At 62.3% G+C, this 24,940-nt stretch carries 22 protein-coding genes and 1 pseudogene; 13 read left to right on the top strand and 10 right to left on the bottom strand.

What is annotated here, in order from left to right:
* The first annotated feature begins 42 nt into the window (after positions 1 to 42).
* Positions 43 to 576 (top strand): periplasmic heavy metal sensor, encoded by a 534-nt coding sequence (locus ACOCG7_RS16530; protein ID WP_073430741.1) that lies wholly within the window; start codon positions 43 to 45, stop codon positions 574 to 576.
* A 175-nt stretch (positions 577 to 751) separates the two neighbouring features.
* Here the strand turns inward: ACOCG7_RS16530 and ACOCG7_RS16525 are convergent, their stop codons facing one another.
* A complete protein-coding gene (locus tag ACOCG7_RS16525; RefSeq protein ID WP_114162049.1) occupies positions 752 to 1,462 on the bottom strand; it encodes a pirin family protein in 711 nt (236 codons plus the stop codon).
* A gap of 576 nt (positions 1,463 to 2,038) precedes the next feature.
* Here ACOCG7_RS16525 and ACOCG7_RS16520 point away from each other — a divergent pair.
* The 5 genes and pseudogenes from ACOCG7_RS16520 to ACOCG7_RS16500 form a co-directional block, all read left to right on the top strand.
* Positions 2,039 to 2,179 (top strand): annotated as a pseudogene (locus ACOCG7_RS16520) (ABC transporter substrate-binding protein); the annotation flags it as partial.
* Between the two features lie 220 nt (positions 2,180 to 2,399).
* A complete protein-coding gene (locus tag ACOCG7_RS16515) occupies positions 2,400 to 3,089 on the top strand; it encodes an ABC transporter permease (RefSeq protein ID WP_073430743.1) in 690 nt (229 codons plus the stop codon).
* Positions 3,086 to 3,799: an ABC transporter permease gene (locus tag ACOCG7_RS16510; RefSeq protein WP_114162048.1), complete on the top strand. Its 714-nt coding sequence runs from the start codon at positions 3,086 to 3,088 to the stop codon at positions 3,797 to 3,799. The genes ACOCG7_RS16515 and ACOCG7_RS16510 overlap by 4 nt, the downstream gene beginning before the upstream one ends.
* 48 nt (positions 3,800 to 3,847) lie before the next feature.
* A complete protein-coding gene (locus ACOCG7_RS16505) occupies positions 3,848 to 4,627 on the top strand; it encodes an ABC transporter ATP-binding protein (protein WP_073430745.1) in 780 nt (259 codons plus the stop codon).
* Positions 4,628 to 5,224: 597 nt separating this feature from the next.
* A complete protein-coding gene (locus ACOCG7_RS16500; protein WP_073430746.1) occupies positions 5,225 to 6,376 on the top strand; it encodes a porin in 1,152 nt (383 codons plus the stop codon).
* A 196-nt stretch (positions 6,377 to 6,572) separates the two neighbouring features.
* Here ACOCG7_RS16500 and glnK read toward each other — a convergent pair whose 3' ends face one another.
* Both glnK and ACOCG7_RS16490 read right to left on the bottom strand, forming a co-directional pair.
* The gene (gene glnK / locus ACOCG7_RS16495; protein ID WP_062126765.1) at positions 6,573 to 6,911 is read right to left on the bottom strand and encodes a P-II family nitrogen regulator; all 339 of its coding nucleotides are present in this window, start codon (positions 6,909 to 6,911) and stop codon (positions 6,573 to 6,575) included.
* A 133-nt stretch (positions 6,912 to 7,044) separates the two neighbouring features.
* A complete protein-coding gene (locus ACOCG7_RS16490; RefSeq protein ID WP_073430747.1) occupies positions 7,045 to 8,757 on the bottom strand; it encodes an NAD+ synthase in 1,713 nt (570 codons plus the stop codon).
* 134 nt (positions 8,758 to 8,891) lie between these two features.
* Here ACOCG7_RS16490 and ACOCG7_RS16485 point away from each other — a divergent pair, with 134 nt between their 5' ends.
* Positions 8,892 to 10,061: a GNAT family N-acetyltransferase gene (locus ACOCG7_RS16485; RefSeq protein ID WP_114163429.1), complete on the top strand. Its 1,170-nt coding sequence runs from the start codon at positions 8,892 to 8,894 to the stop codon at positions 10,059 to 10,061.
* A 9-nt stretch (positions 10,062 to 10,070) separates the two neighbouring features.
* Positions 10,071 to 10,397 (top strand): GIY-YIG nuclease family protein, encoded by a 327-nt coding sequence (locus tag ACOCG7_RS16480; protein ID WP_114162046.1) that lies wholly within the window; start codon positions 10,071 to 10,073, stop codon positions 10,395 to 10,397.
* A 95-nt stretch (positions 10,398 to 10,492) separates the two neighbouring features.
* Here ACOCG7_RS16480 and ACOCG7_RS16475 read toward each other — a convergent pair whose 3' ends face one another.
* Positions 10,493 to 12,586 (bottom strand): FUSC family protein, encoded by a 2,094-nt coding sequence (locus tag ACOCG7_RS16475; RefSeq protein WP_114162045.1) that lies wholly within the window; start codon positions 12,584 to 12,586, stop codon positions 10,493 to 10,495.
* 270 nt (positions 12,587 to 12,856) lie between these two features.
* Positions 12,857 to 13,384, bottom strand: coding sequence for an inorganic diphosphatase (gene ppa / locus ACOCG7_RS16470; protein WP_083085425.1), 528 nt, complete (start codon positions 13,382 to 13,384; stop codon positions 12,857 to 12,859).
* Positions 13,385 to 13,646: 262 nt separating this feature from the next.
* Between ppa and ACOCG7_RS16465 the strand changes: the two genes are divergently transcribed.
* The 3 genes from ACOCG7_RS16465 (at position 13,647) to ACOCG7_RS16455 (ending at position 17,430) form a co-directional block, all read left to right on the top strand.
* Positions 13,647 to 15,086 carry an aldehyde dehydrogenase family protein gene (locus tag ACOCG7_RS16465; RefSeq protein WP_114162044.1) on the top strand — a complete coding sequence of 480 codons (1,440 nt, stop codon included), beginning with the start codon at positions 13,647 to 13,649 and terminating at the stop codon, positions 15,084 to 15,086.
* Positions 15,087 to 15,153: 67 nt separating this feature from the next.
* Positions 15,154 to 15,912, top strand: a complete 759-nt coding sequence (locus ACOCG7_RS16460; protein ID WP_114162043.1) for an SDR family oxidoreductase — start codon at positions 15,154 to 15,156, stop codon at positions 15,910 to 15,912.
* A 198-nt stretch (positions 15,913 to 16,110) separates the two neighbouring features.
* Positions 16,111 to 17,430: an MFS transporter gene (locus ACOCG7_RS16455; protein ID WP_073430753.1), complete on the top strand. Its 1,320-nt coding sequence runs from the start codon at positions 16,111 to 16,113 to the stop codon at positions 17,428 to 17,430.
* Positions 17,431 to 17,551: 121 nt separating this feature from the next.
* Here the strand turns inward: ACOCG7_RS16455 and ACOCG7_RS16450 are convergent, their stop codons facing one another.
* From ACOCG7_RS16450 to ACOCG7_RS16430, 5 genes are all read right to left on the bottom strand, one after another.
* Positions 17,552 to 18,196 carry a flagellar biosynthesis protein gene (locus tag ACOCG7_RS16450; protein ID WP_114162042.1) on the bottom strand — a complete coding sequence of 215 codons (645 nt, stop codon included), beginning with the start codon at positions 18,194 to 18,196 and terminating at the stop codon, positions 17,552 to 17,554.
* A gap of 581 nt (positions 18,197 to 18,777) precedes the next feature.
* Positions 18,778 to 19,785 carry a fucose-binding lectin II gene (locus tag ACOCG7_RS16445; protein WP_161553681.1) on the bottom strand — a complete coding sequence of 336 codons (1,008 nt, stop codon included), beginning with the start codon at positions 19,783 to 19,785 and terminating at the stop codon, positions 18,778 to 18,780.
* A 144-nt stretch (positions 19,786 to 19,929) separates the two neighbouring features.
* Positions 19,930 to 20,706 (bottom strand): fucose-binding lectin II, encoded by a 777-nt coding sequence (locus ACOCG7_RS16440; RefSeq protein ID WP_114162041.1) that lies wholly within the window; start codon positions 20,704 to 20,706, stop codon positions 19,930 to 19,932.
* A gap of 520 nt (positions 20,707 to 21,226) precedes the next feature.
* Complete coding sequence (locus ACOCG7_RS16435) at positions 21,227 to 21,991, bottom strand: ParA family protein (RefSeq protein ID WP_083085441.1); 765 nt, start codon at positions 21,989 to 21,991, stop codon at positions 21,227 to 21,229.
* A 175-nt stretch (positions 21,992 to 22,166) separates the two neighbouring features.
* The gene (locus tag ACOCG7_RS16430; protein ID WP_412534878.1) at positions 22,167 to 23,438 is read right to left on the bottom strand and encodes an IS256 family transposase; all 1,272 of its coding nucleotides are present in this window, start codon (positions 23,436 to 23,438) and stop codon (positions 22,167 to 22,169) included.
* 260 nt (positions 23,439 to 23,698) lie between these two features.
* Here ACOCG7_RS16430 and ACOCG7_RS16425 point away from each other — a divergent pair, with 260 nt between their 5' ends.
* Together ACOCG7_RS16425 and ACOCG7_RS16420 are read left to right on the top strand one after the other, a co-directional pair.
* On the top strand, positions 23,699 to 24,193 hold the full coding sequence (locus ACOCG7_RS16425) for a lysozyme (RefSeq protein WP_114162040.1): 495 nt from the start codon (positions 23,699 to 23,701) through the stop codon (positions 24,191 to 24,193).
* The gene (locus ACOCG7_RS16420; protein WP_114162039.1) at positions 24,190 to 24,612 is read left to right on the top strand and encodes a lysozyme inhibitor LprI family protein; all 423 of its coding nucleotides are present in this window, start codon (positions 24,190 to 24,192) and stop codon (positions 24,610 to 24,612) included. Before ACOCG7_RS16425 ends, ACOCG7_RS16420 begins: the two co-directional genes overlap by 4 nt.
* Positions 24,613 to 24,940 lie beyond the last annotated feature (328 nt).

The following is a 24,940-nucleotide window of genomic DNA, read 5'->3' as shown; positions in this document are numbered from 1 at the left end:
TACCGGTTGCATCGTCGGCTATTCCATTACAAGGAGCCTCATATGTCCACCAAAAAGATCTCGCGCGTTCTCGCCGTTGCCGCCACCGCGCTCGCCATCGGCGCCGGCGCCGCCTATGCCGCGCAACCTGCTCACGAGGCCCGCGGCGGCCCCGGCGGCTGGCATGGCCACTTCATGAAGGAACTCACGCAACTGCACGATCAGTTGAAGCTGAACGCCGATCAGGAGCGGCAGTGGCAAGCCGCGCTCGACACCATGAAGCAGAACCACGAGGCGATGCGCGCCGATCACGAGCAGATCAAGAGCCAGTTCAAGGCCGCGCAGCAACAGCCGATCCTGGATCTGAACGCGATGGCCGCCGCGCACCAGCAGATCGAGCAGAAAGACGCGCAACTGCGCCAGCAAACCACGGATACCTGGCTCAAGTTCTATAACGGCCTGAACGACCAGCAGAAGACCACCGTCAGCACGGCGCTGAAGCAGCGCTTCGCGAAGATGGAAGCGCGTCACGAGAAGATGCGCGAGCGCTGGGAGCATCGCAAGGGCGCGGCGTCGGCGCCGGCCGCCAGCCAGTAAGCGCACTGGGCGGGAAGACCGGCGGCCCGCGCGGCCGTCTCGCGAATGCAGAAACGCCACGGAGGTATTCCGTGGCGTTTCTGTTTGGCCTCGCGGCTGCGCGTCCGGCCATTCCGTCGATGAATGCCTCGCGAGCGATCCGCGTCGATCCTTGCCCGCGCGCCCCGTTGGGCGTTTAGCCGTCAAGCGGGCCGAGATCGAACAGCAGTACTTCGGCGTCCTCGCCCTTCTCCAGCGTCACGGTGTCGACGCCGGTCAGCTTGGCCGCGTCGCCGGCCTGAAGCGCTTCGCCGTTCACGGTCAGCGCGCCGCGCGCCACATGCACATAGGCCTGGCGACCCTGCGGCAACGCGAAGCGGGCCTCTTCCGCGCCGTCGATCAACGCCGCGTGGATCGACGCATCCGCATGAATCGTCACGGAGCCGTCGCGGCCGTCGGGCGAAGCGATCACACGCAGACGGCCGCGCTTGTCGGCGGCGTCGAAATGTTTTTCCTCGTAGCCGGGCGGGTCGCCCGCGCGTTGCGGGATCACCCAGATCTGCAGCAGGTGCACCGGCTCGTCCGGCGACGCGTTGAATTCGCTATGCATGACGCCCGTGCCGGCGCTCATGCGCTGCACGTCGCCGTAACGGATGGTCGAGCCGTTGCCCATGCTGTCACGGTGAGCAAGCGCGCCGTCGAGCACATAGGTGACGATCTCCATGTCGCGATGCCCGTGCGCGCCGAAACCCTGGCCGCCCGCGACGCGGTCTTCATTGATGACCCGCAGCGGGCCGAAATGCACGTTCCGCGGATCGGCATAGTCGGCAAACGAGAAGCTGTGATACGAGTCGAGCCAGCCGTGGTTGGCATGGCCGCGTTCGGCGGAACGGCGAATCTCGATCATGGTGTACTCCGATGAGTCAATAGCGATGCACGGAATGTATGGGCACGGCCGCCGCTAAACAATCGGCGTGGGCGCACTGGAGCGTTCCATAAATCCGCGCAATCGGGCGCCGACGCGGCGCGTGGCGCTTGCGGTCCCGTTGCCGCGGCCTCCGCCACGGCCGGCTGAGGACCGGCGGGCGACAGAACCTCGTTCCGATGTCCGGCCGCCACGGCGGACCACGGTCTGCGAAACCGAAACGGCGTCGCGCTCGCACAACGCCCGCGCCGGCCTGGTTGCCGCTGTCGCGCTGCGGACTGGCGTCGCGTGTCTGTTCGGGTAAAATACCGCGCTTTTCAAGCCGTGGGGGCACGCGGAAGACGTAAGCGGGCGGCGCCGGCATCCCGGCCGCGCCGGGGATCGCAGCGGTCTTCGGGCCACGCCCTCGTGACGTCAAAAGGACGCCGGCGCAATGGAGGCCGGATTTCCCCAGCGCGGCGCGACAATTTTGACCGCCTAGAATAGCGACGGCCAGCCACGAGCCGGCGGGTCGCCGGGATCGGCGCATCACGACGATCAGTTTGATCCAGGAGGAACATGAAGAAGCTCGCACTGCGCGTGGCGCTTGCCGTCACGGCCGGGAGCGCCGTGGCAACAGAATGGAAAACCGTGCGCATCGGGGTGGACGCCAGCTATCCGCCGTTCGAATCGAAGGCGGCGGGCGGCGAGCCGCAGGGGCTTCCCGCCGGCTGCGGAATACAGTCGACATAGCTTCAGGACCAGTTTCAAAACGAGAGTCGAAAAGCGCGCACGGCCGGCAACGGCCATGCAGTCATGATTTGCACAGCGGTGCGCTGTGCGCCGCAGGTCACGGCGAGCCCTAGCTCGCGGCAAACGCGGCGCAGAGCCGGCCGCGTCTTTCGCCGGTGCGTCGCAACGCATCGTCAAGGACCCCCATATGTTCCTTCAAGGCTACGGCCCGCTGCTTCTCAACGGCACCTGGCAAACCGTCAAACTGGCGGTGTTGTCGTTGGCGTTCGCTTTCGTGCTGGGCCTGCTCGGCGCGGCGGCGAAACTGTCGAAGAACCGCTTGTCATACGGCGCCGGCACGGTCTATACGACGCTCGTGCGCGGCGTGCCCGATCTGGTGCTGATGCTGCTGCTGTTCTACAGCATCCAGATCTGGCTGAATAACCTGACCGATCTGCTCGGCTGGGAGCAGATCGACATCGATCCGTTCGTGGCCGGCGTCGCGGTGCTCGGCTTCATTTACGGCGCGTACTTCACCGAGACCTTCCGCGGCGCGTTTCTCGCGGTGCCGCGCGGCCAGCTCGAGGCGGGCGCGGCCTACGGCATGACCGGCTGGCAGGTGTTCTCGCGCGTGATGTTCCCGCAGATGATGCGCTTCGCGCTGCCCGGCATCGGCAATAACTGGCAGGTGATGGTGAAGGCCACGGCGCTGGTGTCGATCATCGGTCTCGCCGATGTCGTCAAGGCCTCGCAGGACGCCGGCAAGGGCACGCTGCGGTTCTTCTTCTTCACCCTGTTCGCGGGGGCGATCTATCTCGTCATCACCACAGTGTCCAACTTCGTGCTGATGTACCTCGAAAAGCGTTACTCGACCGGCGTGCGAAAGGCGGATCTATGATCGAGATCATGCAGGAATACTGGCGCAACTATCTCTATACCGACGGCTATCGCTTCACCGGCCTCGCGATCACGCTGTGGCTGCTGGTGGTGTCGATCGGACTCGGCTTCTGCCTGTCGATTCCGCTGGCGGTGGCGCGCGTGTCGAAGAAGAAGTGGCTTGCCGGCCTCGTGTGGCTCTACACGTATATCTTTCGCGGCACGCCGCTCTACGTGCAGTTGCTGCTCTGCTACACCGGCTTGTACAGCCTCGAGATCATTCGCAATCACGAGCTGACCAACGCGTTCTTCCGCGACGGCATGAATTGCACGCTGCTCGCGTTCACGCTGAACACCTGCGCGTACACCACGGAAATTTTCGCGGGCGCGATCAAGGCCACGCCGTACGGCGAAATCGAAGCGGCGCGCGCGTATGGCATGTCGTCGTTCACGCTGTACCGGCGCGTGATTCTGCCGTCGGCGCTGCGCCGCGCGCTGCCCTACTACAGCAACGAAGTGATCCTGATGCTGCATGCCACCACGGTCGCCTTCACCGCGACCGTGCCGGACATCCTCAAGATCGCCCGCGACGTGAACTCCGCGACGTACCAGTCGTTCAATGCGTTCGGCCTCGCCGCCGTTCTCTATCTGCTGATTTCCTTCGCGCTCGTGTGGCTGTTCCGCCGCGCCGAGCGCCGCTGGCTCGCCTACCTGCGGCCGCAAGGCAAGTAACCCGGGGCGTGACCCGCTCCCAAGCAAAGAAGCCCGCCAAGGACTCCGATGAACACCAGGAAGCAAAAGCTCTTCGTCGACGAGCTTCACAAACAGTACGGCGACAACGAAGTCCTCAAGGGCGTGTCGCTGAAGGCCAACGCCGGCGACGTGATCAGCGTGATCGGCTCGTCCGGCTCGGGCAAGAGCACGATGCTTCGCTGCATCAACTTTCTCGAGCAGCCGAACTCGGGGCGCATTTTCGTCGACGGTGAGGAAGTGCGTACGCAGATCGCGAAAAACGGCGCGTTGCGCGTGTCCGACCCGAAGCAGTTGCAGCGCGTGCGCACCAGGCTGTCGATGGTGTTTCAGCACTTCAACCTGTGGTCGCACATGAACGTGCTCGAGAACATCATCGAGGCGCCGGTCAACGTGCTGGGCATGAAGCGGAAAGACGCCGAAGAGCGCGCGCGTGAATACCTGGAGAAAGTGGGCCTCGCGCCGCGTCTCGAGAAGCAGTATCCATCGCATCTGTCGGGCGGCCAGCAGCAGCGCGTGGCGATCGCGCGCGCGCTCGCCATGCATCCGGACGTCATGCTGTTCGACGAGCCCACTTCCGCGCTCGATCCCGAACTGGTCGGCGAAGTGCTCAAGGTCATGCAGACGCTCGCCGAGGAAGGCCGCACGATGATCGTCGTCACGCACGAAATGGCGTTCGCGCGCAACGTGTCGAATCACGTGATGTTCCTGCATCAAGGCCGCGTGGAAGAAGAAGGCCATCCCGACGAGGTCTTCAAGAATACGAAGAGCGAACGCCTCAAACAGTTCCTCTCCGGCAGCCTCAAATGAACGCTGCGCGGCTCACGCGCAACCCGGTATTTGGGTTGTAGTGAATGTAGTATTACAAGGCGCTTACGAGCGCCTTTTTTGTTTCGCTCACCTTTGCATTCAGGCGTTTTTCGCCGCGAAAACGGCCTTCGAGCCGCTCCCCAGCTACAACTCCCCGCCTACCCCGCCACGTTTGCAGCGTCAATAGTGGCAATCCTTAAGGTTGCTCCCGCCGAACCGTGCTTCCCTTGTCGCATAAGGGTTTTCGGTGTTTTTGTGAGCCCCCGAACCCTTTATTGCGCACATTCCTATTGCAATTTGGAGACATCGAACAATGGAGGTACTAATTTCTTCTCCCACAGAAGTGTATTTTTGATAAATTAGTAACCAAAGTAGCAAAACAAAGTCCAGTAAAAGTAGTTTCACTTCAAAGCACAGAGGAGAACCGGTCGGCGAGGGATCGGCATGACGACCAGATAGCCCCAAGGCTACACGTCACGGCAGGAGACCCAATCCACCCGCTAATCTCCCTGGTACCGATTTCTGTTCGGCGCTGCTGGCGTCCGAACACCACTCGCAGTACTGGGTTTCACTTTTTGACAGGGTATGGAGGAGAAGATGAAGAAAGCTTTGCTCGCCGCTGCGCTGATGACAGCCGGTGTTGTTGCGCACGCCCAAAGCAGCGTCACGCTGTACGGACGTCTTGACGCTGGCCTGGAGTACATGTCGGGCGTTCCGCAAGGCACTGGCGCAGCCGGCCAGGCAACTGGCAGCACGAACCGTTGGCGCGCGGAAAGCGGCGACTGGGGTACCAGCCTGTGGGGCTTGAAGGGTGTTGAAGACATCGGTGGCGGCAACAAGGTCCTCTTCCAGTTGGAAGGCTCCTTCAACACGATGACGGGTTCGGGCCCTGGCGGCGGCGGTCTCTTCAATCGTTGGGCAACCATCGGCTTGGCGAACGACCAGTTCGGTACGTTCACGATGGGCCGCATGCTCTTCATCTCGAACGGCGTGTGGGACTTCGACCCGTTCGGTCAATCGAACTGGTCGTCGGCATCGCTGGTGCGTGGCCGCAACTGGCCGCAATCGAGCAACAACTTCGCGTACCAGTCGCCGAAGATCGCGGGCTTTGACTTCTACGGTCAATACGCGCTGTCGAACGCAACGAGCTGGAACGGCAACGGCACGACTGCTCAAGGTCGCGAAGCCGGCGCGCAGATCACGTACACGAACTCGTTGTTCCAGATTCGCGGTCTGTATGACGAAATCCGCAATCCGGCTAACGGCAACCTGTACGGCGCGAACCTCGACACCATCAATACGGCCAACGCAGGCGGCGGCGTGTTCTCGGCATCGCGTGAATACTCGGCGCTCGTGAACGTGTTCCTCGGCCAGTTCAAGATCCAGGCCGCTTACCAGGCTATCCGCTCGGCGGGTGCCCGGGGCGTTCTGCCGGGTCAGCCGACCACGCTCGACCACGAGTGGGGCGGCGTGACGTGGCAAGCAACGCCGGCTGCCGCGCTGATCGCAGCGGTCTACCACGTGAACGGCAACAACGGCGCGGGCAATGCGACGATCTACACGGTTGGCGGCACGTACAACCTGTCGAAGCGCACGCTGCTGGATATGCAGGTTGCACAGGTGCGAAACAGCAAATCGGCCAACTATGGCCTGAATGCGAACAACGCAGGTCTGGCAAGCAGCACGGACAACCCGCTGCAAGGTCATAACCAAACCGGCGTCTACGCAGGTATTCAACACTCGTTCTAAGCGAACGGTGTGCCCCGAGGGGAGTTCCTTCGGGGCGAGTCAGAAGTTCTTCGAGAGAATCTTTTTCACGCTGCTGCGAGAGGCGCGTATCGGTGCGATGTCCGCAAGGGTATCGCACCGTTTTTTATTCTGGAGAGCGGTATGGCGACTGCCGCAACTGCCCGCGATGCACCGCCTCGGTGCGAAGCCGGCCCGCTCAAACCGCCGCTTCGTTTTCCTCGCCGGTGCGAATGCGGATCACACGCTCCACTTCCGCGACGAAAATCTTGCCGTCGCCGATCTTGCCGGTGCGTGCCGCGCCGATGATCGCGTCGATTACCTGGTCGCATTGGCTGTCGGCCACCACCACTTCGATCTTCACTTTCGGCAGAAAGTCGACGACATACTCTGCACCACGATAGAGCTCGGTGTGGCCTTTCTGCCGGCCGAAGCCCTTGACTTCGGTAACGGTCAGCCCCGTCAGGCCGACTTCAGCGAGCGCCTCGCGCACTTCGTCGAGTTTGAACGGTTTGATGACTGCGGTGATGCGCTTCATGGCGAACCTCGTCTCGTGTCTGGAAGAGTGAAAGGAAATTGGGTGATTTTTATTCTACGCCGCGCCGGATGCGTTGCGGCAATCCGGCTCGCTTCAGTCTCTTTCGGTAATGGGCAGCCGTTCTGCCCGAAGCTCACTCCACGGGCTCGGTGTAGCGCGACGTGATCGGATAGCGCCAGTCGCGGCCGAACGCGCGATGCGTGACGCGAATGCCGATCGGCGCCTGACGGCGCTTGTACTCGTTGATCTTGATGAGGCGCGTGACGCGCTTCACGTCGTCGACCGCATAGCCCGCGGCGATGATTTCGGCGAGGGAACGATCCTCTTCCATGTACATGCGCATGATCGCGTCGAGTACTTCGTACGGCGGCAGACTGTCCTGGTCGGTCTGATTCTCGCGCAGTTCCGCCGAGGGCGCGCGCGTCAAAATCCGCTCGGGAATCACGTTCTGCTTGCCGAACCCGGTGGCCTGGTTGCGGTAGTGGCACAACCTGTAGACGAGCGTCTTGGCGATGTCCTTGATCACCGCAAAGCCGCCGGCCATGTCGCCGTACAGCGTGCAATAGCCCACCGCCATCTCGCTCTTGTTGCCGGTGGTCAGCACGATCGAGCCGAACTTGTTCGACAGCGCCATCAGCAAGGTGCCGCGAATGCGGGCCTGGATATTTTCTTCGGTGGCGTCTTCGGCGCGGCCCGCGAATTCATCCGCCAGCGCGTTGCGGAACGCGTCGAACATCGGCGCGATCGCGATCTCGTCGTAACGCACGCCGACGCGGCGCGCCATGTCGGCGGCGTCGGTGGTCGAGATGTCCGCGGTGTAGCGCGACGGCATCATCACCGCGCGCACCCGCTCCGCGCCGAGCGCGTCGCATGCGACCGCCAGCACCAGCGCCGAATCCACGCCGCCCGACAGGCCGATCAGCGCGCCCGGAAAGCCGTTCTTCTCGATGTAGTCGCGCACGCCCATCACGAGCGCGGCGTACACCTGCGCTTCGAGCGACAGCTCGGGCGCGATCGCGGCCGGCAGCGGCTTGCCGCCTTCGAACTCGACGATCGCGGTGGCTTCCTCGAACTGCGCCATCTTCGCGACCAGTTCGCCCTTGTCGTCGAGCACGAACGAGCCGCCGTCGAACACCAGTTCGTCCTGCGCGCCGACCATGTTGACGTAGACCATCGGCAAACCGGTTTCGCGAATCCGCCCGCGCAGAATGTCGAAGCGCACCGCTTCCTTGTTCAGGTGGTACGGCGAGCCGTTGGGAATCAGCAGCACTTGCGCGCCCGCCGCCTTCGCCATTTGCGCGGCCGACGCATGCCATGCGTCCTCGCAGATCACCACGCCGTACTTCACGCCGTCCAGTTCGAACACGAAGGGCTGCGGGTCGGACGCGAAGTAGCGCTTCTCGTCGAACACTTCGGTATTGGGCAAATCCTGCTTGCGATAGGTGCCCGCCACTTCCCCGCCGACGATCAGCGAGGCCGCGTTGAACGTGTCGACCGGCGGCACGCCGCGCTCGATCGGCGCGTTTGCATTACCATGACCGTGCCCCGCGCTGTGCGACCCGGCGTGCGCCACCTCGCGCAGCGGATGGCCGACGATCACATGCAAGCCGGCGAACGGTTTGAGTTGCGTGGCGAGGTCGGCCAACGCCGCCGCGCTCGCGGTATAGAACGCGGGGCGCAGCAGCAGATCTTCGGGCGGGTAACCGGACAGCGCGAGTTCAGGTGCGATCAGCAGCTTCGCGCCGCCTTCGTGCGCGACACGCGCGGCGGCGACGATCTTCGCGACGTTGCCGGCGAAGTCGCCGACGGTGACATTGATTTGAGCAAGAGCGATTCGGGTCTTCATGGCAGGATCGGCAGGCAAGCCACGAGCGGCTTGCGAGTACCGCGGCCTTGCGGCTCGACGGAACGGACAAATCGAATAAACGAACGACGCGCCGCCTGAAGCGCCGCGTCGCTCATTGGGAACAGTCACACAGATTGAATCAGGAACGCTTTGATTATCGCACGGGCATTCTGGCGTCGCCCTCCGAGGTGGACGCCGCGGAATGGAATGCCCTCCTCGCGCGGCAGCAGCAGCCCACGCCGTTTCTGCGGCATGAGTTCTTGAGCGCCTTGCATGCGGCCCAATGCGCGGTCGCCGATACCGGCTGGGCGCCGCAATTCGTCACGCTCACCGATCCGCGCACGGGCAAGCTCGCGGCGGCCGCGCCCGTCTATCTGAAAGGACACTCGTACGGCGAGTACGTGTTCGACTGGGCCTGGGCCGACGCCTACAAGCGCAACGGCCTGCCCTATTACCCGAAGCTGCTGTGCGCGGTGCCCTTCACGCCGGTGCAGGGCAACCGTCTGCTCGCCGCCGATACGCACGCGTTGCGGCATCTGGCGGCGACCTTGATGGCGTTCGCCGAGCAAAGCGACGTCTCGTCGCTGCACGTGCTGTTTCCCACCGAAACGGAAGCGAACGCGCTCACCGAGATGGGCATGATGCAGCGCGAGGGCGTGCAGTTCCACTGGCTGAACGACGGCTATCGCGACTTCGACGATTTCCTCTCGACGCTCGAACAGAAGAAGCGCAAGAACATTCGCGCCGAGCGCCGCAAAGTCCACGAGGCCGGCGTGACGATGCGCCGGATTCGCGGCGAGGACATCCAGGACGCCGACTGGCGCTTCTTCAGCAAGTGCTATCGGCAAACCTATCGCGAGCACTTTTCGAGTCCGTATCTGAATCTGGATTTCTTTCGCATGATCGGCGCGTCGATGCCGGAGAACCTGCTGCTCGTGATCGCCGAATACGAAGGCAGGCCGATCGCCAGTTCGCTCGTGGTCTACCAGCGCGATGCGCAAACCGGCGGCACGCTGTACGGCCGCTACTGGGGCGCGCTGGAACACGTGCCGTGCCTGCACTTCGAAACGGCGTACTACCAACCGCTCGAATTCTGCATCGAGGAAAAACTCGGCGCATTCGAGGGCGGCGCCCAGGGCGAGCACAAGATGGCGCGCGGCTTTCTGCCCACGGTGACGCGCTCGGCGCACTGGCTCGCGCATCCGGCCTTCGCGGATGCGGTCGGCCACTTTCTCGCCAACGAAAAGAACAGCATCCACGCGTATGTGGACGAGCTGCGCGAACACAATCCGTTCAAAGGCTGAAGCGCTTTTATGCCGTGGTTTCTCTATCTGCTCGAATGCTCGGACGGCAGCGTTTATACCGGTATCGCCGTCGACGTGGAGGCACGTTTCGATAAACACATGAGCGGCGTAGGCGCGCGATATACACGCTCGCGCAAGCCGGTGCGCGTGCTGGCGTCGTTCGAATTGGCGGACCGCTCGAGCGCTTCGCGCGCCGAGTATTGGGTCAAGCGTTTGTCCGCTGTTGAAAAGCGTGCGCTGGCCGCGGGGCTGCGCACGCTGGAATCGGCGTTGCCGTTGCCCGAGCCGGAGCCGCTCGCCGATGACGAAACGGAACAGGAAACCGGCGCTTCGTGACGGCGCTTTGCCTTGGCTGCGGGATGCGTGCCCGCGCTTCGTGCTCCGCGCGAATCACGCATCAGATCGCCCCGCATCCCGCTCGCGACGGCTCGCTACCCTCTCGCCTCACGCATCCGCTCAGTCAACAGCCGCTGCATCAGCGCGAGTTCACCCACCGCATCGGCCTCGAGCGACGTCAACTTGTCCCGCGCCGGAAGCTCGTGGCGGATCGGCCGTAGCGTCCGCTCCAACGCGGCGTCGATGTCGGCGCTCACGGCGGCGATCCACATGCCGAGTTCATCGTGCCTGTCGCGCCGCATCGTACTCAGGCGCAACTGCGTCGCGGTGCCCGCCATTCTTCGCAACAGACTCAGCACCGTCAGCGTCACGGTGTCGATCATCGAGTCCTCGAGTTTTTCGAGGCGAACGCGGCCGATCGCTTCCTCCGCGTTATTGCTGCCGAGTCCCGCGGCTCTGCGCAAGCGCTCCATGTCCTTGTCGCTGCGGCGCGGCGACTCCAGCGCCGCGCTCAGATACTCGACGTTGGCTCGCACCGCCCCGCTCAGATAAGCGCGGTAGTCGGCCTTTTCACGCGTCGGCCACAGATAGAAGGTTGCGACGAGCGCCAGCACGCAGCCGAGCACGTTGTTGCCGAGCCGCGTGAGCGCGAAGGCAAGCTCGCTCGCGCCCGGCGTCGCGAAGTCGGCGACGAGCACGAAGGTCGGCGTGAGAAACAGCACGAAGAGGCTGTAGCTGACGGGGCGCAGCGCCATCGTCGCGACCACCAGCGGAAAGACCGCGAGCGAAATGCCGAGCGGCGAATGAATCGCATAGCCGATGCCGGCCGCCAGCACGCCGCCGACGATGCTCCCCGCCGCGCGCTCGATACTGCGCGGCCAGGTCGCTGCAATCGACGGTTGCAGTATCAGCAGCGTCGCCATCGTGGCCCAGTAACCGAACGGCAACCCCAGCGCGCGGATGACGAGAAAGCCCGTCGTCGTCGTCACGCCGACGCGCGCCGCATGGCGCAAGCCGACGGACTCGGTCGTGAGATTGGCCTTGAGCGTCGACCCGATGCGCGTCAGCAGTCTGATGGCGCTGTCGGTCCAGCGTTCGGGCGGCGCGCACGCCGGCGCGAAATCGACCAATTCGAAGTCGGACTTCAGCTTCACCGGCTCGATCAGCGCGCTTTCGAGACGCCGCGCGAGGCGCCGCAAGCGTTGTTGCATATCGGCGAGACGCTGCCACTGCCCTTCATTCGCGTCGGCGCCGATTCTGCGCAGCACGTTACCCATGCCCGTGAGCAATCGCGCCGCGCGTTGCGCGCGCCGGGCGTCGCCGGGGACTTTTTCGCTCGCGCCCGAAACGGCGATCAGATAGGCGAACAGCGCCTCGCCTTCGGTGAGCAAGCTGAGAAGCGTGTCGTAGGTTTCGCGCCCGCCCGTTCTCGACGCGGGCACGTTCGCCACCGCCTTGCGGGCGCGCTCGAGCGCGGCGCGGGCATCGGCGCGAAATTTCGCGGCATGCGTGGCCCACTCGCCGGGCGCCGCGCGCTGTTCGAGCAGACGGGCGCTGTCCAGGGCGATGTCGGCCAGTCGCAGATAAACAGCGCGCAACGACGCCCGGCTCATGGCGAATGGATGAATCCGCCAGATGGTGAGGCTGAGCACGACCGCGAACAGGCAGCCGATCAGATAGACGCCGAGAAACGCCAGGCCTTCGCGCACGTCGCGCATCGGCCTGTCGACCATCACGACGCAAGCGGTCGCGGCGAGGATCGTCACCTGCGAGGTGGCGGCGCCCCAGATGCGGCCGAATCCGCCGAGGCTCGTGAAGATCAGCACCGCGAGCGCCGCCCATATCGCCCCGGCGCCGGAAGCAAAGGCCGTCAGGCCGCCGCATACGGTGGAGAGAAGCGCGAAGCCCATCATCGACGCGAAACGCGCGCGATTCGAGCCGGCCGCGTCGGCGAGACAGGTCCAGAAGGCGCCGATCGCGGCCCACGCGAAGGTCGGATCGTGCAGCACATTGCCGACGGCCAGCATCGCCGTGGACGCGCAAGCCGCTCTCAACCCTTCCGACAGATTGGCCTCGCTCGCGGAAAACGACACCATCCATACCGGACGCTTGCGGTAGATCGCGGTGACGATGGCATACAGCCGGCTCGACCAGCGTGGCGACGATGCGGTGGACTTGCGATTCAGCATCCGGACAGTGGGCTCCTAAAACACGCATTGGCGCGGCGTCTGCGCGGAGTGATGCCGCGCGATTAACGAAGCTGCGACAGGCGACAGATCATAAGGGTTTACACCTAACTATAAAAATGGCTTCGGTTCATGCGGGCGATGCAATACGTCTATGTGCGTCGCGCAAGGCCAGGCGGGCGGCACGCGCATGCCTGGCAAGCCCATTAAAAAACCGCGCGGCCCTTTCGGGCCCGCGCGGTTTTCGTCATGCCAGCAGCGTGGCGACGCAGCTTACTTCTTGTAGTTCGCCACGCCTTCGCTGATTTCCTTATGCGCGGCTTCGACGTCCGCCCAGCCCTCGACCTTCACCCACTTGCCCTTCTCCAGCGCCTTGTATTGCTCGAAGAAATGCTTGATCTGATCTTTCAGGTACGCGGGCACGTCGTCGATCGACTTGAGGCTCGCGGTCATCGGGCAGACCTTGTCGTGCGGCACGGCGATCAGCTTCGCGTCCACGCCCGATTCGTCGGTCATTTGCAGCATGCCGAGCGCGCGTGCGCGCACCACGGAGCCGGCCAGCAGCGGGAACGGCGTGATCACCAGCACGTCGACCGGGTCGCCGTCGCCCGACAGGGTTTGCGGAATGAAGCCGTAGTTGGCCGGATAGCGCATGCCCGTGCTGATAAAGCGGTCGACGACGAGCAGGCCCAGGTCCTTGTCGGCTTCGTACTTCACCGGGTCGCTCTGCGCCGGGATTTCGATGATGACGTTGAAATCTTGCGGAAGGTCTTTGCCTGCGGGGACGTGATTGAAGCTCATGGGCGCTCTCTGATCAGGATGGAATTCGGAACACGGCGTGCGGTGCGTGAGCCCGGGCGGCATGCATCGTGAGAAGCTCGCCTGGAGCCGCGGCCCCGCGGCCGGACAGTGCGGAATGCGCCATTATAGCCAATCGGCCGGTGGCACCCGTCGCCGGATCGGCGCGATAATCGTCCCGCGTCTCTCGATTGTGCCTCTCGTTTGTGAACACTGCGTATCCGGCCCCTCGTCAGTGCCGGCTGCGCGATCTCAAGGAGCATGCATGGAAGAAGCCCGACACTTCATCGGCGGCGAATGGTCCGCGGGATCAGGCGGCGAGACGATCGCCGTGCTCGATCCCTCGGACGGCCAGCCGTTCACCCAGCTCGCGCGCGGCACCGCCGCGGATATCGACCAGGCGGTGCAGGCCGCCCGCCGCACGTTCGAAGGCGCATGGGGCGAGGCGAGCGCCGCCGAACGCGGCCGCGTGCTCTACCGGCTCTCGATGCTGGTCGCCGCCCGCCAGGAGGAACTTGCGCAACTCGAAGCCCGCGACACCGGCAAGCCGCTCAAACAGGCGCGCGCCGATGCGGCCGCGCTCGTGCGCTACTTCGAGTTCTACGCGGGCGCGGCGGACAAGCTGCACGGCGAAACGCTGCCTTATCAGGCCGGCTACACGGTGCTGACGATCCGCGAGCCGCACGGCGTGACCGGCCACATCGTGCCGTGGAACTATCCGATGCAGATTTTCGGCCGCAGCGTGGGCGCGGCGCTCGCCGCCGGCAACGCGTGCGTCGTCAAGCCGGCCGAGGACGCGTGTCTGTCCGTTCTGCGTGTCGCCGAACTGGCGGCCGAGGCAGGGTTGCCGGCCGGCGCGCTGAACGTCGTCACAGGTTATGGGCACGAGGCGGGAGCGGCTTTGGCATCCCATCCGGGCATCGATCACATCTCGTTCACCGGCTCGCCCGAAACCGGCAAGCTGGTCACGCAAATGGCCGCCGAAAACCACGTGCCCGTCACGCTGGAACTGGGCGGCAAGTCGCCGCAAATCGTGTTCGCCGACGCGGATCTCGACGCGGCGCTCCCCGTGCTCGTCGCGGCGATCGTGCAGAACGCCGGGCAAACCTGCTCGGCGGGCAGTCGCGTGCTGATCGACCGGGCCATTTACGAACCCTTGCTCGACCGTCTGAGCGACGCGTTTCACGCGTTGCGCGTCGGTCCTTCGCATGCCGATCTCGACTGCGGGCCGCTCATCAACGCGAAACAGCAACGGCGCGTGTGGGACTTTCTCTCCGATGCGCAGCACGACGGCATTCCGATGGCGGCGCACGGCGAAGTGATCCCCGAAGCGCCGCAAAGCGGCTTCTATCAGGCGCCCACGCTGCTGCGCGACGTGCCCGCCGGCCACCGACTCGCGCGCGACGAAGTGTTCGGCCCGGTGCTCGCCGCGATGTCGTTCAGCGACGAGGACGAAGCGCTCGCGCTCGCCAACGGCACGCAGTTCGGCCTCGTGGCCGGCATCTGGACACGCGACGGCGCGCGGCAGATGCGTCTCGCGCGGCGCTTGCGCTCAGGCCAGGTGTTCATCAACAACTATGGCGCGGGCGGCGGCGTCGAGTTGCCGTTCGGCGGCGTCAAGCATTCGGGCCACGGGCGCGAAAAAGGTTTCGAAGCGCTGTATGGCTTCACGGTGCTGAAAACCATCGCCATTCGTCACGGCTAGGCGGGGTTGATTAGGCACTGGGTTCATCGCAAACGCATCACCATTCACAACAAACAGCGGAGACATCATGCGGTTGACAGGTAAAACAGCCATCGTCACAGGTGGCGGATCGGGTTTCGGCGAAGGCATCGCGAAGACCTACGCGCGCGAAGGCGCGAACGTCGTGGTCAACGATCTGAACGGCGCGGCCGCCGAACGCGTGGCGAGCGAAATCGCGCTGGCGGGCGGCAAGGCGATCGCAGTGCCGGGCAACGTCGCGCAACAGGACGACTGGCGCAAGCTGCGCGAAGCCGCGCTCGAAGACTTCGGCAGCGTGCAGATCGTCGTCAACAATGCGGGCACGACGCATCGCAACAAGCCGGTGATGGAAGTGACCGAAGCCGAGTTCGACCGCGTGTATGCGGTGAACGTCAAAAGCCTCTACTGGAGCGTGCAGGAATTCGTGCCGTACTTTCGCGAGCAAGGCGGCGGCTGTTTCATCAACATCGCGTCGACGGCCGGCGTGCGGCCGCGGCCGGGCCTCGTCTGGTACAACGGCAGCAAGGGCGCGGTGATCATCGCGAGCAAATCGCTTGCCGTCGAACTGGGCCCTGACCGCATTCGCGTGAACTGCGTGAACCCGGTGATCGGCGAAACGGCGCTGCTCTCCGAATTCATGGGCGTCGAGGACACGCCGGAAAATCGCCAGCGCTTTCTCGCGGGCATTCCGCTCGGGCGGTTCTCCACGCCGCAAGATATCGCCAACGCCGCGCTGTATCTGGCTTCGGACGAAGCGGAGTTCATCACGGGCGTGTGTCTCGAAGTCGACGGCGGGCGCTGCGTGTAGGTGACGCGTAGGTGGCGCGCAAGTGACGCGCAGGTGACTTGTAGGCGGCGTCCAGCTTGCCGCCGCGGGCCGTCGCACGCGCGGCCCGCTTGCAATGTCAGTGTTTTCCCCCGGTATCTATTCGTCATGCAAGCCATTCCGCGCGGATAGAATCGGGCGACAGCGGCACTTCATTTCCACAAGAAAAGAGGAGACATCATGGCCAGTCCCGCAGATCCGCTTCACCATCCCGGCGCGGGTGCGCCGCCTTCCAGCTTCGAAGAGGCCACCTACCGCAAAGTCGGCTGGCGGCTGACGCCGTTCTTGATGCTCTGCTACGTGGTCGCGTATCTGGACCGCGTCAACGTCGGTTTCGCCAAGCTGCAAATGAGCGCGGACCTCGGTCTGAGCGACGCCGTATATGGCTTCGGCGCGGGGATTTTCTTCCTCGGCTATTTCATCTTCGAAATTCCGAGCAACGTGATCCTGCACAAAGTGGGCGCGCGCGTGTGGATCGCGCGGATCATGGTGTCGTGGGGCGTGATCTCGATGCTGACGATGTTCGTCACCACGCCCACCATGTTCTACGTCATGCGCTTCCTGCTCGGCATCGCCGAAGCGGGCTTCTTCCCCGGCATCATCCTGTACCTCACCTACTGGTATCCGTCGCACCGGCGCGGCCGCATGACCACCTGGTTCATGACGGCGATCGCGCTGTCGGGCGTGATCGGCGGTCCGATCTCGGGCTACATCATGAAGAGCTTCAACGGCGCGAACGGCTGGCACGGCTGGCAGTGGCTGTTTCTGCTCGAAGGCATTCCGTCGGTGCTGGTCGGCATTCTGGTGTTCTTCATCCTGGACGACCGCATCGCGAAGGCCAAGTGGCTTACCGCCGAAGAGAAGGAGTTGCTCGAGCGCCATGTGTCCGCGGAGGAAGCCACCAAGCACGACATGCCGATCCGCCAGGTGCTCACGAGCGGGCGCGTGCTGATGCTGAGCCTCACGTACTTCTCGTTCGTGATGGGTCTTTACGGCGTGAGCTTCTGGTTGCCGACCATCATCAAGACGACCGGCGTGACCGACGCGTTCGCGATCGGCTTGTTGTCCGCGATTCCGTTCGCGGCGGCCGTGGTGGCGATGGTGCTCGTGTCGCGTAGCGCGGACCGCCACCGCGAGCGGCGCTGGCATATCGCGTTGCCGGCGTTCGCGGGCGCGATCGGGTTGATTCTTTCTGTTGTGTGGACGCACAACACGGTATTGGCGATGGCTTCGCTCACGCTCGCCACGATGGGGATTCTCACCACGTTGCCGCTGTTCTGGAGTTTGCCGACCGCGATTCTTGCGGGTACGGGCGCGGCGGCCGGGATTGCGATGATTAATTCGATTGGGAATCTGGCGGGCTTTCTCAGTCCGTATGCGGTGGGGTGGCTCAAGCAGGCAACCTCGGCGAACGATTCGGGGATGTATATGCTGGCCGGGTTTCTCGTGCTTGGCGGGTTGCTGGCGATTAGTGTGCCGGCGAAGATGGTTAATAAGTGAGTGGCGGCGGCGGTTTTTGCTGGCGCTTCGCTGGTCCAGATACCGGTTGCGGTTCTGGACCAGCGAGCTAGACGCGCTTGCCGTCTTCATGAGGAGCGAGGCGGCTCGCTCCTCGATGGACCTACTTCCCGCTTAACAGATCCTTGGTCCGCAGCGTAATCGCCGACAGGCCTTTTTCCACGATCTCCTGCCAGTCGCTGGCAACCACGACTTGCTTGGATTCGCTAACGCGCGTCTTGACGGTCTGCTCACCATGAAGCGCGCCGACATCGCCTGACAACTGCAGTTCCGACTTCTGGTTGGTTGAGATGGACCAGAAGCCGGGCTGGAACCATGCCCAGAAATCGATGATTTGCGCCGTCACCGGAGTGGCGGCGGCAAAGTTGGGGTCGTCCTGCTTCACGACGATGTAGCCGGCCTCCTGAAAGCCGGTAGCCAATGCGCTTTCAACGAGGCCGGAGACCGTCTTGCCTTCGGGAAGCACCACGTCGCCGAGCGCCTTGCCATAACTGTTTCTCTTCCGACCGATCGCGCGAGCTTTCGACGCATCGCTAGAATCTTCAGCCGGATCCAGTGACGCCATGTCGGCGCTGGGAGGGGCGACGGTGAACGTGCGTTTGTCCTGTACGGAATCAATGCGTACGTATTTCCCCGTTGCAGGATTTTTGCCTTGAGGCGCGGAGACCTCGACAGTTGTCCGGCCTGCCGCGCATCCGGCGAGAATGGACACGGCGAGACCATAGATAGCGATTCGACCCAATAGCATGATTGTTTTACCCCTAGTTGAAGATTGATTGTTTTAATTGCCAAACCAAACGTTCGACGGTGCGGCGCGAGAAGATGGATGCGCTTGAGCTGATTCCGCCGGATCGGAAGAATATCGTGATTCTCGTTCGGTAATCCGATGGTTCGGCATTATTCCAACTTCTGGAGGTCTTTTTGAAAAGAAGTGTCGAGGAGAAGCTTCTTGCTCAAAATCTCTCTGGAGCATTGATATGCGTCGGCTGTTTATGCTTGCGCTGTTTCTGATGTGTTTCCCAGCTTGCTCTCGCGGAGCCGCCGAATTTTAATGCGGGACTAACTTATGTAATGGTTGCCGACACGACCGCGCCAATCGAGTTCTGACAGATCGTCCGCGGCTTCGGCCCAAGCGACTCATGGCCACCGCTCCTCCGGCATCAACGACCGTCAGGTGCAGTCGTGACTGACACAGTGCAATCCTGTTTCCGCGAGGCCGGCGCCATGCAACGTGCGAGTGCGGCGTGACCGCACTCGCCTTACCCGATACATCAACCACGACTTAGCGCGTCAATCAAACCATACATGTCGCGCCGACCAGCATAATCGCTAGGTCTGTTGGACCGGCCAGCTAAGAAAGACGATAGCGGCGTTGTAGTCGTTGTCGTTACGAGTGCCATCGTCCGACCCAACAAACCCGAAGGAAATTGTTTTGCCGCCAGAAGGCTGGATATCGACCTGGCTCGATACTATTTTCGACGGTTTGCCGTTTGCCGACACAGTGATGCGGACTATCCCCGTACTGTCTGCATCAAGGATCGTCGTTCCTATGCTGCGAATACCGTCCGCTCCCGGACCTGACAGCGGACGCGGCTTTTCGGATTGGCCGACATATATTTCAACCGTCTGTTCGGAGGTGGATTCGGCCAGCGCCGTTACGCTAAACCTCGTGCCCGGCGGAAGCTTGAACGTGCCATCCCCGACTTGGGTATGAGGCTGAGGTGTCGAAACAGGCCCAGGCCCTACGTTCGTTTTGGGGGACAGCAGCGCCTGGAGAGCCGAAAGGTCGACCGACAACGTACCGTCGGCTGAGATCTCCAGGCCTTGACCTACCTTGATGCCACCAAGCACCGTTGCGGAAGCATGGGGCAGCACATAAGGCTTGGTGGTCTGATCCGGATTCGCGCCGCCCGGAACAGCGAACATCGATTGAGCGGTTTCATCATTCGTGTTGATCGCGTAGGCATCGACGATGGTACCTGCCTTTACAACCAGGTACGTACCGCTCTTCTGTGTTGCATTGCGGCACCGGATGTCCATATTGGACTTGTTAATGATGAGCCACTTGCCTGTAAGGACCGGGATCGTACAGAGCGGACTACCCGAATCATGACCGGTCCAGTACAGCACGCGGCAATTGTACTCAGCCTCCGACAAGGTCCAGTCATAGTGCATCCAGTCACGAGTACCAAAGTCCTGCATCGTGCTAGGCCAGCCGCTTGCCAATTCTTCTGGCTGGGACATCAGTGAAACACCGCCGAATACTCCTGCGGCCTGACTGCCGATCGCAGCAGGCGTTTCTTGTTGCTTTTGACCATTCTCTGACTGTTGCGTCATTTTTCCACTCCGAAGTTAACATTGGGTACTTCTACCCGGCAACTTCACGCGCTGGGCACGTCACTCCTGCTTGACCTTATGCGCCTTCTGACAAGTTCACCCCGGCTGGATGAAGGAGATCTCCCCCAGCAACCGGACTGGCGTCTAGCCAAGAGGCCAGTTGAGAATCGCGAGACAGTCGTTGTAGTCGTTATCGGTGCCATCCTCCGATCCGAGGAGCCCGAAGTAGATTGTCTGATTCAGGTCGACTTGACGCGACATCACCTTCGACTGCTTGCCATTTGCCGTCACGGTAAGGCGAACAACGCCGGTACTGTCGGATTCGAGGATCACGGTGCCCATCTGACCATCCTGAGTCCCCGGCTTGCCGGTCAGGGTGTAGGGCTTCGGATTGTCGCCGATGAAGACGGCGATTTCCTGAGGTGTGGCCGAGTTCACAAGCCCGGTCACGCCAAACCTCGTATTCGGCGGAAGTTTGAAGGTACCGTCCCGGACGTTGGAGCTGGGAATCGATCCAATCAACTGGAAGTAGCAAGATGGGTCGATGTCCTTCTTTCCCGGAATGAGAGCGTTATCAACGTCCTGATTTGATCCAACGGAGACATAGAGTCCGTTATCCGCCTGCAGCACTAAAGAGGGAGAGGCGGGCGCGTACTGATATGAGAACACGCAAAACTCATCGACGGTCTTTTTCGTGGCCAGAATGCAGTCGTTGCTTGAATGTGGAAATAGGCCGCTGATCCTCGAGAGATAAAGCCCATTATCCGCAAGCAAGGTGATCTTACCCGGCGCTACGACTTGCACCGTGAATTTGCCAAAAGAATCCACGCCTGGCTTTGTGGCCAGTATCAGGTTCGTGGGCTCCTCCCTGCCAACAAATAACCCGTTACTTGCCTTGAAAGAAATAGTGCTCGAATCCATGTCCGTCTCCTGATTTGGAATGCGCGCGGACGTTGACTTATTGCTTTGAAAATAGCCCGCCGCGCGGTTGCTGTGACGCGATGAACGAAGTTGCAGCCCCGTCAATAGCGGAGACTACCGTACGCAATCAACAAAAAGAGCCTATCTAAATTGATGGCTTGTAATTGCCAGGAAGCGGTATGCGGAACCCTCGACAGGTCCCGGCGATCACCGCGGACTTTGGAAAGGTCCAGCCGGCAAAGCCATTATTGAGGTCGAATCGAAGATGCGCTGCGTCGCATCAAAGACGAGATATTCGTCAGCGAGCGGCTGCTATCGGGAAGACTGACGGTCCCTTGGGGGTCGGGCACAGCGGCTCGGCGACGGACAAAGCGGCGGTTCACCAACTTTGCTCAACTACGGTCGGTTAGGGGCCGAAACTGCGCCCCTAATCCGACTTCGGCATGCCCGATATTTGAGCAAAACCAACGTTTGGATATTCGTTCCATCTCGGCCGAACCCGGCCGTCTGCCGATTCCCGCTATCCGGCCAATTCACGATGCAAGGCCCGATACTCCTGCGAAAGTTTGTGTCCAGGATCGAGGTGAATGACGGGGGTCGCCTGCTGATGCGATTCGCGGATCTTCACGGACGAAGACAGCCGCGAAGCCAGCACCGGCAAGCCTTCACTGACGAGTTCGTCGACCAGCTTTTGAGGCAGGCTCGCACGAGGCTGAAACTGGTTGATGACAATCCCCTCCACCTCCAGTGCGACGTTGTGATCCTGCTGGATCTCCTTCACGTTTTCCAGCAACGTGTAAAGCGCGCGACGGGAAAAGTCATCACAGTCGAACGGGATCAGACACCGCTCGACGGCGATCAGCGCGGAGCGGGTGTAGAAGTTCAACGCTGGCGGCGTGTCGATATAAACCGCGTCATACATGTCGAGCTCGTTGAGCGCGTCACGCAACTTGTAGATCTTGTAGCGGGATTCCAGTTTGCCGTGCAACGCGTCCAGGTCAGGATGAGCGGGCATGATGTCCAGATTCTCAAACGGCGTCGGATGAATGAATGACGTTACTTCTACGGGCCGGAAGCTGAACGTTAGCGCGGTTTCAAAGAAGCCAGCGACGGTGGGATGGGCCTCGCTGGCCTGCGGGCCGAGCAGGTATTGAGTTGAATTCGCCTGGGCATCCAGGTCGATAACCAGAGTGCGCAGACCTTCGCTGGCGCTGATGGCCGCAAGGTTGCAGACGATGGTCGATTTGCCTACGCCACCTTTCTGATTGAATACGACGCGCCGCATATTCTCCCCTTGAACGGAAGCTGTCCCGAAGGCGCCAGCATACCTGAGTCAGTCGGCTGGGATGGATGTGGGCGGCTATTTTCCGGCATGGGTCGTTGTGTCGTTGAAGGGGAAAGCGCGTCAGCGCGGTCGATGGAACCTGTCCGCATTTTTGTGTGCGAGGCGATGGGCGGAGTTACCCGCGTGCGTTGGTGAATCGCTCACCAAACAGGATAGCAAACTGGTTCATGGCGGATGACCAGTCGAATGCCGCCCGTACTGATTTTGCCAGCACGTTGCGCAGCGCCAGCCAGAGCAGCTTGATGGCGGCCTCGTCGTTGGGGAAGTGGCCGCGGGTCTTGATGATCTTGCGCAGCTGCATGTTCAGACTCTCAATGGCGTTTGTGGTGTACACGACCCGGCGTATCTCGGGGGGAAACACGAAGAACGGCGTGACGTTCTCCCACGCTCGTCGCCACGACTGCACGATCGTCGGGTACTTCGCTCCCCATGGGCCTTCGGCGAAGGCCTCCAGGGCCTGCAGGGCGGCCGGTTCGCTCGCGGCTGCATAGATCGGACGCAGCGCCGCGGCGACGCTCTTGCGGTCCTTGTAGCTCGCGTACTCCAGACTGTTGCGGATCAGGTGCACGATGCAGGTCTGCACGGTCGTGCGCGGGTACGCCGTGCCGATCGCCCCGGCCAGGCCCTTCAGGCCGTCGACCACCGCGATCAGGATGTCCTGGCAGCCGCGCGTCTTCAGTTCATTGAACACCTTGAGCCAGAACTTCGCGCCCTCGGTCTGTTCGATCCACAGGCCGAGCACGTCGCGCTGGCCATCGGCCTGGATGCCCAGCGCCAGATAGACGGCCTTGTTGCTCACCACGCCGTCGTCGCGGATCTTCACGCGCAGCGCGTCGAAGAACACCACCGGATACATCGCCTCGAGCGGGCGGCTCTGCCAGGCGAGCGTCTCGGCCATCACCTCGTCAGTGACCGAACTGATGAAGTCGGGGGAGACCCCGGTGCCATAGCTCTCGGCCAGGAACGCCTGGATTTCGCGCACGCTCATGCCCCGCGCGTACATCGCGATGATGCGTTCGTCGAAGCCCGTGAAACGGCGCTCGTGTTTGGGAATCAGCAGCGGCTCGAAACTCCCCTCGCGATCGCGCGGCAGATCGACCCTGAGCGGGCCGCGCTCGGTGATCACCGTCTTGCCGCTGGCGCCATTGCGTTCGTTGGTCTGCTCGGAGGGTTTGGGCTGACCGGGCCGGTAGCCCAGATGCATGTTCATCTCGGCGCCCATCGCGCGCTCGATGAGCGCCTTGTTGAACGCGAGCATCAGGTCCTGGACCTCGGCGGGCGTCATCGGCCCCTTGACCAGTTCATCGAGCAGCGCTTCAGGCAGGGCAGGCAGCGGCCCTCGGGCCGCTGCCTGCGAAGCGACGGTGCGTTTCTTCTTCATCGGCATATCCATGACTTTGATCCTTCATGATATGCCTCGCCCACGAAATTACGGATAGGTCCGGTCGATGGGGTAGGCATATGCCGATCGTAAAGAACAGTGACCCGGCAGGAGCGAACACTAGCCATACGCTATGGCCCCTCAGCGTGAAACTCCGATACTGCGGCCCCGATAATCTGCACTAGTAGTGACAAGTCATAGTCAGCAATCCCTTTCTCCGCTGACGAATGATAGAGTCTTGTCGACTTGGTCTCCGCGAGGAAACGATGCCGAATGAATCATTGGGTCTCAGCCCTGCCGGCTGGGCGGATTTGCGCCGTCGGGAAGGTGCCGTGATGAGCTACTACAACGATGTGGCGAACAACTGCACCTATGGAGTCGGCACACTTGCTCACCTTGGTTTCTGCACGCCGGAAGAACTCCAACGTCCGGTGTCAGTCGCGCAGGTCAATGCGCAACTTGCCACTAAGGTCCGACTCACGGAGCAGATCGTTCGCCGCAATGTGCGAGACCGCGAACTCACGCAGGCGCAGTTCGACGCATTGGTGAGCTTTGTCTATAACTCAGGGGAAGCCGGATCGCGTGACACGTTTGTTGCCGCCAATAGTGGCAACGATAGGCTGGTTGCAAGCAACATGGCGCTCTGCGTCTATGTGCATCCGCGCGATACACAGGGACGCCGCCTGCCGCCGCGCCGCGTAAATGGGCTTGTCAACCGCCGCCGCGAAGAGGCTGCGCCATTCGCTCAGGGGGCGCGATGAGAGTCGCTTTCGTGGCTCTCGCGCTCGCGTGCTCTTCTGCATTTGCTGGCACACCACCTGATCCCGCTGACGTTATCTCGCGGCAGAGCGGTCTGCCGGCGAGCGAGGTGCAAGGCATGCTGGCGAACTGTGACGCAAACCAGACGAGCCTGAACTTTTGTGCATGGCGCGACAAGGTGGTCGCTGAACAGAAACTGCAAGACGTTGTTGACGAGAAATCCGCGAAATCGCCAGGCTGCAAAGCGCGTCTGGATAAGAAGATCGCCGGGTGGAAGAAACGACGCGATGCGAGTTGCAAGAAGGCCGCCGAGGCGGAAAACGGAGGCGGTTCCATCGTGCCTGTGGAAATTGCCGCCTGCCAGGCTGCGGAGACCGACCGGATGGCGAAGATAGTTGGGGCTAGTCGGCGATGCAACTGACTGATGCGCTGATGCGTAGTTGGTAGTGGTTGTTTCTGGGGACTGGGGCTTGGTCGCCACTTCGACAGTCCTTCAGAGGTCGTTCGGTTGATCGGCCGACTCAAGCGCGACATTTGATTACGGTCGGTTGATCGGAGACTGCCGCGATTTGTCTCGGTTCGGCGGGAAGGGACGGTTCGTTCGCGAAGTTGCGTCGTCTGCTACGCCCTCGAAATAAGACATTCACGTGAACCGGGTCGCGTACCCTGCAAAAACCAAACTCTAGTCCAGCGCGAATGGCATCCGAGAACGAGTTAGTGCCGGTCCCGGGCGAACTGCTTGCACGTTC

The organism is Paraburkholderia sp. DD10 (assembly GCF_049177125.1).
Taxonomy (GTDB): domain Bacteria; phylum Pseudomonadota; class Gammaproteobacteria; order Burkholderiales; family Burkholderiaceae; genus Paraburkholderia; species Paraburkholderia terricola.
Note: the sequence above shows the minus strand (reverse complement) of the source record. Positions and strands in the feature narration are given on the sequence as shown.